This is a genomic window from Streptomyces sp. NPDC001156, from assembly GCF_053598275.1.
In genome coordinates this window covers 1-8539 of record NZ_JBSFJX010000284.1, presented here as the reverse complement: position 1 = coordinate 8539, position 8539 = coordinate 1, and the positions used below count along the sequence as shown (strand labels likewise).

The window sequence follows — 8539 nt, the reverse complement described above, 5'->3', positions numbered from 1 at the left end:
CCTCACGAAACGGCGCGTCGTACGACCGTCGCTTCCCACCCATGACCCTCAACTTCCCCTTCAGTCACACCTCCACGCTACGAGGGGAAGGTCAGATGAGACCGGGAACGACCAAGCCCCTGGACAGGATTCCAAGAGCCTCGGACACGGGCAGGCTGCGCTTCATTCGTACTCGCGAAGCAGGTCCTCGACCTCGACAACTGCCGACAGCTCAGCAGCAGGCCAGGGCGGTGATCGATGGCAGCCGCAGGTCACGGCCCTCGACGGTCTGTTGTGGCTGAACTGGGGCCGGCCAACCAGCGCGGCTCAAACCTCTTACTCCTCGACCAGGCCGCGGGCGAAGCGAAGCGCCCACTCTCCTCGGCGTCGCCGCTCGCCTTCATGGACGAGGTCGTGCCACCGCCGGAGGATGTAGAGGATCAGCCGGCCGGCACGAGGTAGGCGAGCAGTACCGAGGAAGCGACTCTGTGGGTGGAGCGTATGACGACCCCTCTCATCACGCGGTTGCTTGAACAGATGCTCCCCCACTGGACCGCCGGTCCACCGCAGGGGGCGCGGCGCGAAGGCGCACAACGGCATACAGCGCTGCGCCGTCGGCGCACACCGAGGACGAAGTTGGGGACGGCGCCGACTACACCGGAACCGAACTGGTCGTCAATGGCGTCTCCAGCCGTGACCGAACGCTGATCATCCCGGAGAGCAGCGTCCTGGTGGAGAACACCAGCGTCACCACCAAGGGCAGCGCCTGCGGCGAGGCCACTCGCGTCACCGACCTGGCCGCCGACCCCGCCTTCAAGATCGTCTGACCGACCTGCTCCATAGCTGAAGCGACGCCCCGGATCCCCGACGGCCCCGGAGTGTCACCTACGCGGACCGGGCGTCCAGTGCCGCGGACACACTCGCGGACAAGGACGCCGCCGCCCTCGCGCGCAGCCGATACAAGTGAGGTTCGCATTGAGACGTCGCAGCGCCACCCGTCGTACCGCCACCGCCATAGCGGCCCTCGCCACCGCGGGTATCACCCTGCTCACCGGCTGCTCGTCCAGCGGTTCGGCGAACACACACCGACCTCCCTCGCCATCCGTCACCACGATCTCCCCGACCAGCGCGGCAACCCCCCGCACGGCTGTTGCCCCCTCGCAGACCACCAAGGGCGGCCCCTCCTCACCTCCTTCATCGTCCGCCTCCCCGACATCCACCGCCGGCTGCCGGTCAATCACCGTGTCGCCCACGACCAAAGCCGAAGTGACCGCCGCGTACGGCCGCCAGAGCCGGCCTCAGCTCGTGCACATCCGGCCCCGTACCGGCACCTTCTACTTCGGCAGCTGCGACGGCACCACCTACGCGGCCGCAATGTTCGTACCGACCGCAGGCGCCACCTACACCGAGCAGGTGGCCAGCCAGGACGACGGCGCCGCGATGAAGTACTTCTCCCGCTCCGGCAACGGCAACTGGACCCTCATCGCCAGTGACGGCCTCCCCCGCGACCCACGCGGCTGTGCCGCCATCCCGCAGATCCCGGCACCTCTGGCCGCCCTCTGGGCCCACTGCCTGGCAGTTCCGTGACCGGGTGAACGTCGTCGGGCATCGGCCAGGAACAGTGGAACAGCGGCAGGAAGGAGCGCAATCGCCACACCTCCCCCGCCGGGTACAGACCAGGACGTCTTTGTGCTGGATAACGAAGAGTGGGATGCCGACGCGGCGGGCGTCGCGGACTGTTCTTCATCTGGAAGAAGGAGTGATGGGAGATCAGTCTGTCCAGGCCGCACTCGTTCTCCGCGGCCTGGAAGCACTCCTCAATCTGCCAGCGCATGCCGGCGAACCGCACCAGAGTGGCCACCGCGCTCTCCCGTGGGACGTAAGCGAGGAAATAGGCGATCTCCTCGGACTCGCTGAGGCTGCGGCCGACCAACACCCACCGCCGACGGACGGGAACATCGCCCGGGTAGCCGAACACGGCCACCGTGGGCAGTTCCAGTACCGTCCAGTGGTCGAGCCGCGGCCCCATGGTCCCGTCGCCGCACGAGATCGGCCCCCATACTTCCATGGGAGCTTGAGCGAAGAGGTGGTCGATGCGCGGGCCGAAGATCTGCTGGGACTTGGGCACCGCGAGCCCGTAGCCGAGACCGGACTGCTCCAGCAGACGGCGGAAGCGTCCCCCCTGCCCGGAGGCGGCGTGCGCGGCCACCCCACCCAGGCGACGGTGAGATCGGAGGCCAGGGCGCGCAGGACGAGGCGCTTGGCCAGCTCTCCCCTGGTGGCGAAGTCGCGCTCGTCGGGAATCTTCGCCGCTCCGCAGCGCTCGCGGTCGTCGGTCCAGGACCTGGCCAGGAACAGCCCCGGTCCCACTGCGCGAGGCCGGTACTGGAAGCGCAGGCGGCGAAGACCCCGCTCTGGCAGTTCTCAGTACGGCCAGGGGCTTGTAATTGAATAACCGTCAGATTTGATCTGCAGCGTCGTAATCGTCGGGTGCCGGTGGGAGGCTGTGGCATGGCTACGCATCCGCAACCCCGTACAGCGGCCGAAGCCCTGCAGACAAAGTTCGACCAGTTCCTGCCGCACCTTGATGAGCGCCGTCGTCGGCTCTATCTGGCCAGCGAGGCCACCGCGATCGGCCACGGCGGCATCACTCTGGTGGCGGCGGCCTCCGGTACCAGCACCGCCACCATCGCACGCGGCATCGCCGAGCTGGCCGGGCAGCCTGCACCGACCCGTCGGACCCGGGTTCCGGGAGGCGGCCGCAAGCCCTTGACGGCCACCGATTCTGGTCTACTGCCGGCACTCGAGGCGTTGATCGAGCCGCACACTCGCGGCGATCCCGTCTCTCCGCTGCGCTGGACCACGCTGTCGCTGCGCTCCTTGGCATCGTCCTTGACCGAGCAGGGCCATCCGGTCAGCGCCACGACCGTCGGGCACCTGCTGCATGCCCTGGGCTACAGCCTGCAGGGCACCGCGAAGACCCACGAGGGCGTCGGCCATCCGGACCGCGATGCTCAGTTCGCCCACCTGAACCGCACCGCCGCCGCCTTCCTCAACGACAACCAGCCGGTGATCAGTATCGACACCAAGGCCAAAGAGTGGCTCGGCGACCGCGACCGGCCCGGTCGCACCTGGCGACCGGCCGGAAACCCGATCAAAGTGGATTGCCACACCTTCATCAGCAGCAACCAGCCGGTGGTCATCCCCTTCGGGATCTACGACATCGCCCACAACAGCGGCTGGGTCAACGTCGGAACCGACCATGACACCGCCGAGTTCGCGGTGGAGTCCATCCGCCGCTGGTGGCAGCACTGCGGACAAGCCGACCACCCGGACGCCACCCGGCTGCTGATCACCGCCGACTCCGGCGGCTCCAACGATCCCCGCCGCTGGACATGGAAGAAGCACCTGCACGCCTTCGCGCAGGAGAGTGGGCTCGAGATCACGGTCTGCCACTTCCCACCTGGCACATCGAAGTGGAACAAGATAGAACACCGGATGTTCTGCCACATCACCGCGAACTGGCGAGGACGGCCGCTGACGAGCTATGAGGTCGTCCTGGAGACCATCGCCGCAACGACCACCACGACCGGGCTTTCGATCGGCGCCGAACTCGACACCGGTAGCTACCACCTTGGCACGACCGTTACGCCCGCCGAGTTCCACGCTCTGCCGATCACACCGAGTACGTTCCACGGCGACTGGAACTACACCCTCGCACCTGCCCCAGCCAAGCCTCCCGAGGCGCCACGGACTCGTCGCCGGATCGACCCGGCCCTGACCGAACTGCTCGCAGACCCGGCCCTGACGGGCATGGCCCGCTCCGACTTCGACCACTTGGTGGCGGTCTCGGAGCCGTACTGGGACGCCTTGGCCGAGGCCGCATTCCAACGACGCTTTCACCGTCCGCGCACCTATCTCCACCCGCAGACCAGCAGCCTGGACCACTACCACCGACTGCTGACGGCCTTGTTACGCCGCCGCAGAGCAGCGACCAGTACACTCCTGGCCCACTTGCTGGGCGTCACCCGCACCAACCTCTCCAATCAGTTCCAGGACGGGCACCGTCTCCTGGACCTGCACAAAATCACCGTCACGCCATTGCCCGGAGCGCCCGCCCGCACCCTGGAGCAGCTGAAGGCCCGTGGGACGCCTATCGAAAGACACCCCACAGATCAAATCTGACAGTTATTCAATTACAAGCCCCGGCGGTGCCGGAGTACTGGCGCTGCACCCCGGCCGTGGTGGTGCCCTTCTTGATGAAGCCCATGTCGTCGATGATGAGCACCCCGTCGTCATCGCCGAGGTGCTTGGCGACGTACGACTACAGGTCGTCGCGGACGTCGTCGGCGACCCAGGTCGCTCCGTTCAGCAGCCGCTGGAGGCCGTCGGGGTGCGATGCCCAGCGAACTGGCCGGCTGCCGGCCGTCTTGCGGCCGACGGGAGCGAGCAGGCCCCGCACATAGTCCCGCATCCGGCGCCGCAGGTCGGCACGGCCGAACCGGTGGGTGATGCAGAGGAAAAGGTCGTCGAGTACTCGTTCCCAGGCCGCGTCCGCATTTTCGTCGATCAACCTCGGAGGCTGTCCGCATCCGAGGCCTGCCATTTTCCCGATCCACTCATTGGAGGGGCGACCCGGCAAGAGGACCCCTGACTCACCACCAGCCAACTGCACTCCGGACGATGCCTTTTACCAGGCCAGATAGCGAAACGCTGCTGGAGTACAGCTAGTCCGTGGTGCGGCGGCGGCGCAGTACAGTACGGGCCACGAGCGCGAGAATCAGCACGCCCAGGGCGATGAGCAGATAGATCGAATAGCGGTTGACCTCGGTGTAGATCGTGGTGATGTGGTCGCCGGCGGCGTAACCGACGCCCGCCCACAACCCGACCCACAGCGCCGCCCCGAGCGCGTTGAAGGCGAGGAAGCGCGGCCACGGCATCTCAGTGGTGCCGGCGATGATGCCGTTGGCTTGGCGCAGCCCTTCGACGAAGCGCGCGATGACGACGACCTTCCCGCCGTGGCGGGCGAAGAAATTCTCGGTCTTCTCATACCGTTCGGGCGTGAGAAAGACGTACTTGCCGTAGCGCTGTACCAGCGCGTGCCCCCCGGTGCGGCCGATGAGGTAGCCGACGTTGTCTCCGAGGATGGCGGCGATGATGCCGATGGCGATGACGGCGGCGATGTTGAGCTGCCCGGCACCCGCATACAGCGCCGCGGCGATGAGGATCGTCTCGCCCGGGGCGGGGACGCCGAAGTCCTCGACGAAGATCAGGCCGCCCACGGCCCAATAACCCCAGTGATTCAGGATCGGTGCGATGTCACCGAGCACCCCGGGCAGAGGTGGCGCGCTCATGCGGATCTCGTCCCTTCCCTCGTATGGCGGGAATGCGGTTGTCGTGCGATTCGAGCCGGTCCCCGGGGGGCCGATGGTGTTCAGGTTATTGCGGGCAAGGCAGCTAGCGGCTCGGGGGCGGGTCAGGCGGCACACAGCGGCCACTGCGGAGCCGGCGCATCCTCGCCGCGGGTCGTACGCAGCTGCCGAGTCAGACGCTGACCGGCGTCAGGCTGGGCTTGCCCAGCCGCTGGATTGGGCGGGGTCGGACCCGCCATCGAAGCCCGCGGCGTTGGGAAGCGCGGGCTCATCCGACGCGCTTCGGGCCGGGCGTGTGCGAGCCGGCAAAACACCGGGACACGCTGCACTGGGACGTCGATCAAGGCCTCGTCGTCGACTCGCTGAACGAATGCAAGGAGCTCATCACTTCAGCCCGGACCCTCTCCCGGACAGCGAGCTCGCTCCGGTTCATAGTTTGCTCGAAGTACTCCGGGCCCTGGACCCGACCGCCTGATGACTGCTTCGCAGGATCCACTGAAGCTCCTCCGCTACGCACTGGGCGGCGGGAGTGATTCCCGGGCGTAGATGATGTTCCAAACTCTCAGCCAGCACCTGAAATAACCATCACCGCACGACTCCCCTCCGCTACACCCGGCGGAGTAGTCACAATGACTCCACCCGCAGGATGACCGCGGGTGTGCCATGGGCGATGCTGTGGGCCGTGACAGCTGATCTTCGCCAAGCCGGAGACGGAGACGGGGGCGCCCAGCCGGCATCCGCTCCGCCGTTGCGCCGGGCCGAGCGCGCGCATCCGCCACACCGCTCCCGGCCGCGGCGGTGGCTGCGGCGCGCCGCACTGGGCTGTGCCGTCGTGCTGGTGGTCGTGACAGCGGCCTCGTTCGTCTTCAACGCTGTCACGGCCCGACGCACCGCGCCGCCGCGGGGGCTCAGGTACGTGCAGGCCGCCGACATCCGCACGCGCTACCAGACCTGGGGTACGTCGGGCCCACCGGTCGTCCTGGTGCACGGCGCCTTCGAATCCGTGGACACCTGGTCGCGCCTTGCCCCGCTGCTCGCCCACGACCACCGGGTGTACGCGCTCGACCTGACGGGCGACGGATACAGCGAGCGCCACGGCCCGTACACCGTCGACCATTTCACTCGTCAGCTCCTGGGTTTCCTGGACGCCATGCACCTCGGCGGTCCAGGCGAGCGTCCACTGCTGGTGGGGCACTCCAGCGGAGCCGCCGTGGTCACCGAGGCGGCGTTGCGGGCCCCTGGCCGGCTGGGGGGTGTGATGCTCCTCGACGGCGACGCCCTCGACACCGGTGCCGGGCCGCCGCCGGGCTTCAAGTACGTACTGATCGACCCGTACCGCACCAGCCTGTTGCGGCTCGGGCTCGGCATCGACGCGGTGATCCGCAGCATGTACGACGCACAATGCGGGCCTGCCTGTCCGCGCCTGGACGCCGCCGGTCTGGATCAGTGGCGACGCCCGCTCCGGGTGCCGGGCGCGGAGAACGCACTCTGGAGCATGCTGGCCGCGGGTGTGCCTGGTCTGCCCGCAGACCAGGTGGCTGGGCTCGCCGGGGTGCGCCTGCCCAAGTCGGTGGTGTTCGGAGCCCAGGACGGCGTGTTCACCCGGCAGACGCCGCAGGAGACCGCCCGGCGCATCGGCGCACCGCCTCCGACACTCATCCCGGGCGCCCGGCACCTGACGATGATCTCCAGCCCCGAGGCGGTCGCGACGGCCGTGGACAGACTCACGGCGGCATCGATCGCGGCATCTCGATGAGCCCGCCGCTGCCCCGCCTCCCTGCCCGCCAACCCTGTTGGCGGGCAGGGAGGCGGGTTCCGCCCTTACCTGCTCGCCGTGCCCTCACAGGACCGGGTCTTTGTGTACTGAGGAGCGGTTGAAGAACGACCGGTAGCAACGCAGCGCCTTGGGCGGGTTCTGCGTGTCGGCCATTGTCTGCATGACCTTGAGGTTCCGCGGCGACACTGATGAGGCTCAGCAGCCGATTTCAGATCGCGCCCGTATCTGCGATGGGACGGCTGCGGAATTGCCGCCGGCTGGGACTGCGCGGTCCTTCGGGGTGCGTTCCGCCGACCTCCGCAGCGACCCCTACGCCTTCCCCGCGAACCGCCTCACGATGTATCCGCGTCCTCGGGCCTAGACCGGTCGGCGTGTGTGCCACGGAAAGGGCGCGAGGTCGGGCTCGACCCAGCCGGCCCTGGCCGGGGTGCCGGCCAACGTCGAGGGCCGGTAGAAGCGCGTGAGCAGCTTCTTGTCGAACAGCGCGGGGTGCTGGTCGACGAATGCGTCGAAGTCTGCCGTGTCCGACTGACCCGCATGGTGGCCCACCAGCTCGACCCAGGCGCGGCTGACGGTGGCGTTGTACTTCTGCGGGGCCCCTGCGTAGCGGGCGGTGCGCTGGATACCGTCACTGACCAGATCCACTGCTGCGTCGGTGCCGTAGCGCCGTACGGCCAGCCAGGTCAGGTGGACGTGCTGGCGGTGGCCGAACCGCTCGGCGGCGGCCATCACCTCTGCCATCAGCTCCAGGAATGGCGAAGGCCCTTCTTCCGCGCCCTGGCCGTTTGTGATCACACCCCCTCCTTGATCAACGCGTCCAGAACGGCGTAGAAGCCGGCGATCGCCTCGGCAGGCAGACCGTGCAGCGCGCGGCTCTCAAGATCTGCGAGGGTCTGCTTGATCAGGGCTGCCGCTGCACGCCCGGACTCGGTGAGTTCGATGAGCACCGAGCGGCGGTCGTCGGCGTGCGTGCCGCGGGTGATGTGACCGCGTCGTTCCAACCGGTCCAACACGCTGGTCAGCGTCGTAGGGCGACTGCCGATGGCGGCGCCCAGTTGGGACACGGTGCGGCCCTGGCCGTCGGCGAGGTTGGCCAGTGCGTTGATCTCGGAGGCGGTCAGGTCGAGGTCGACCAGCTCGGCGGCGATCAGCTGCAAGGTGGCGTGGGTCGCGCGCTGCAAGGTCAGCAGCACCGACCGTTCAGATGACACGGATTCGGACTTCACGATTTCGGATATTACGAGATCGTATTATGTGCTGCAAGTGCCGGCATCACCTACGAACCCCAAACCACACGCCTAGCTTGACGAAAGACGTAGGTGCGCCGTGAAGCGCGAGTTGTTCGAGTGGCGGTGAAAGGACGCCACCGCCGACCTGTCGCAGCAGGGCGGTTGAAGCTGAGGGCAGCCCG

5 protein-coding genes and 3 pseudogenes are annotated in these 8539 nt (G+C 67.8%); 3 read left to right on the top strand and 5 right to left on the bottom strand.

Annotated features, from left to right (window positions below; translation table 11 throughout):
* The first annotated feature begins 954 nt into the window (after positions 1 to 954).
* Positions 955 to 1566 (top strand): hypothetical protein, encoded by a 612-nt coding sequence (locus ACWDA7_RS47505; protein ID WP_450613754.1) that lies wholly within the window; start codon positions 955 to 957, stop codon positions 1564 to 1566.
* A 187-nt stretch (positions 1567 to 1753) separates the two neighbouring features.
* Here the strand turns inward: ACWDA7_RS47505 and ACWDA7_RS47500 are convergent.
* Positions 1754 to 2414: pseudogene (locus ACWDA7_RS47500) on the bottom strand (IS701 family transposase); the annotation flags it as partial.
* A 76-nt stretch (positions 2415 to 2490) separates the two neighbouring features.
* Here ACWDA7_RS47500 and ACWDA7_RS47495 point away from each other — a divergent pair.
* Positions 2491 to 4184 (top strand): annotated as a pseudogene (locus tag ACWDA7_RS47495) (ISAzo13 family transposase); the annotation flags it as partial.
* Here ACWDA7_RS47495 and ACWDA7_RS47490 read toward each other — a convergent pair.
* Together ACWDA7_RS47490 and ACWDA7_RS47485 are read right to left on the bottom strand one after the other, a co-directional pair.
* Positions 4184 to 4585 (bottom strand): annotated as a pseudogene (locus ACWDA7_RS47490) (transposase); the annotation flags it as partial. The pseudogenes ACWDA7_RS47495 and ACWDA7_RS47490 sit on opposite strands and share 1 nt — an antisense overlap.
* A 121-nt stretch (positions 4586 to 4706) precedes the next feature.
* The gene (locus ACWDA7_RS47485) at positions 4707 to 5333 is read right to left on the bottom strand and encodes a DedA family protein (RefSeq protein WP_450613752.1); all 627 of its coding nucleotides are present in this window, start codon (positions 5331 to 5333) and stop codon (positions 4707 to 4709) included.
* A 700-nt stretch (positions 5334 to 6033) separates the two neighbouring features.
* On the opposite strand from ACWDA7_RS47485, the gene ACWDA7_RS47480 reads away from it, so the two are divergent.
* Positions 6034 to 7107, top strand: a complete 1074-nt coding sequence (locus tag ACWDA7_RS47480; protein ID WP_450613750.1) for an alpha/beta fold hydrolase — start codon at positions 6034 to 6036, stop codon at positions 7105 to 7107.
* A 378-nt stretch (positions 7108 to 7485) separates the two neighbouring features.
* Here the strand turns inward: ACWDA7_RS47480 and ACWDA7_RS47475 are convergent, their stop codons facing one another.
* Together ACWDA7_RS47475 and ACWDA7_RS47470 are read right to left on the bottom strand one after the other, a co-directional pair.
* Positions 7486 to 7923 carry a hypothetical protein gene (locus tag ACWDA7_RS47475; protein WP_450613748.1) on the bottom strand — a complete coding sequence of 146 codons (438 nt, stop codon included), beginning with the start codon at positions 7921 to 7923 and terminating at the stop codon, positions 7486 to 7488.
* Positions 7920 to 8339, bottom strand: a complete 420-nt coding sequence (locus tag ACWDA7_RS47470; RefSeq protein ID WP_450613746.1) for a MarR family winged helix-turn-helix transcriptional regulator — start codon at positions 8337 to 8339, stop codon at positions 7920 to 7922. The genes ACWDA7_RS47475 and ACWDA7_RS47470 overlap by 4 nt, the downstream gene beginning before the upstream one ends.
* Positions 8340 to 8539 lie beyond the last annotated feature (200 nt).

Coding starts and splice junctions, on each gene's coding strand:
- ACWDA7_RS47485 (WP_450613752.1), bottom strand. CDS start 5,333: ATGAGCGCGCCACCTCTGCCCGGGGTGCTCGGTGACATCGCACCGATC.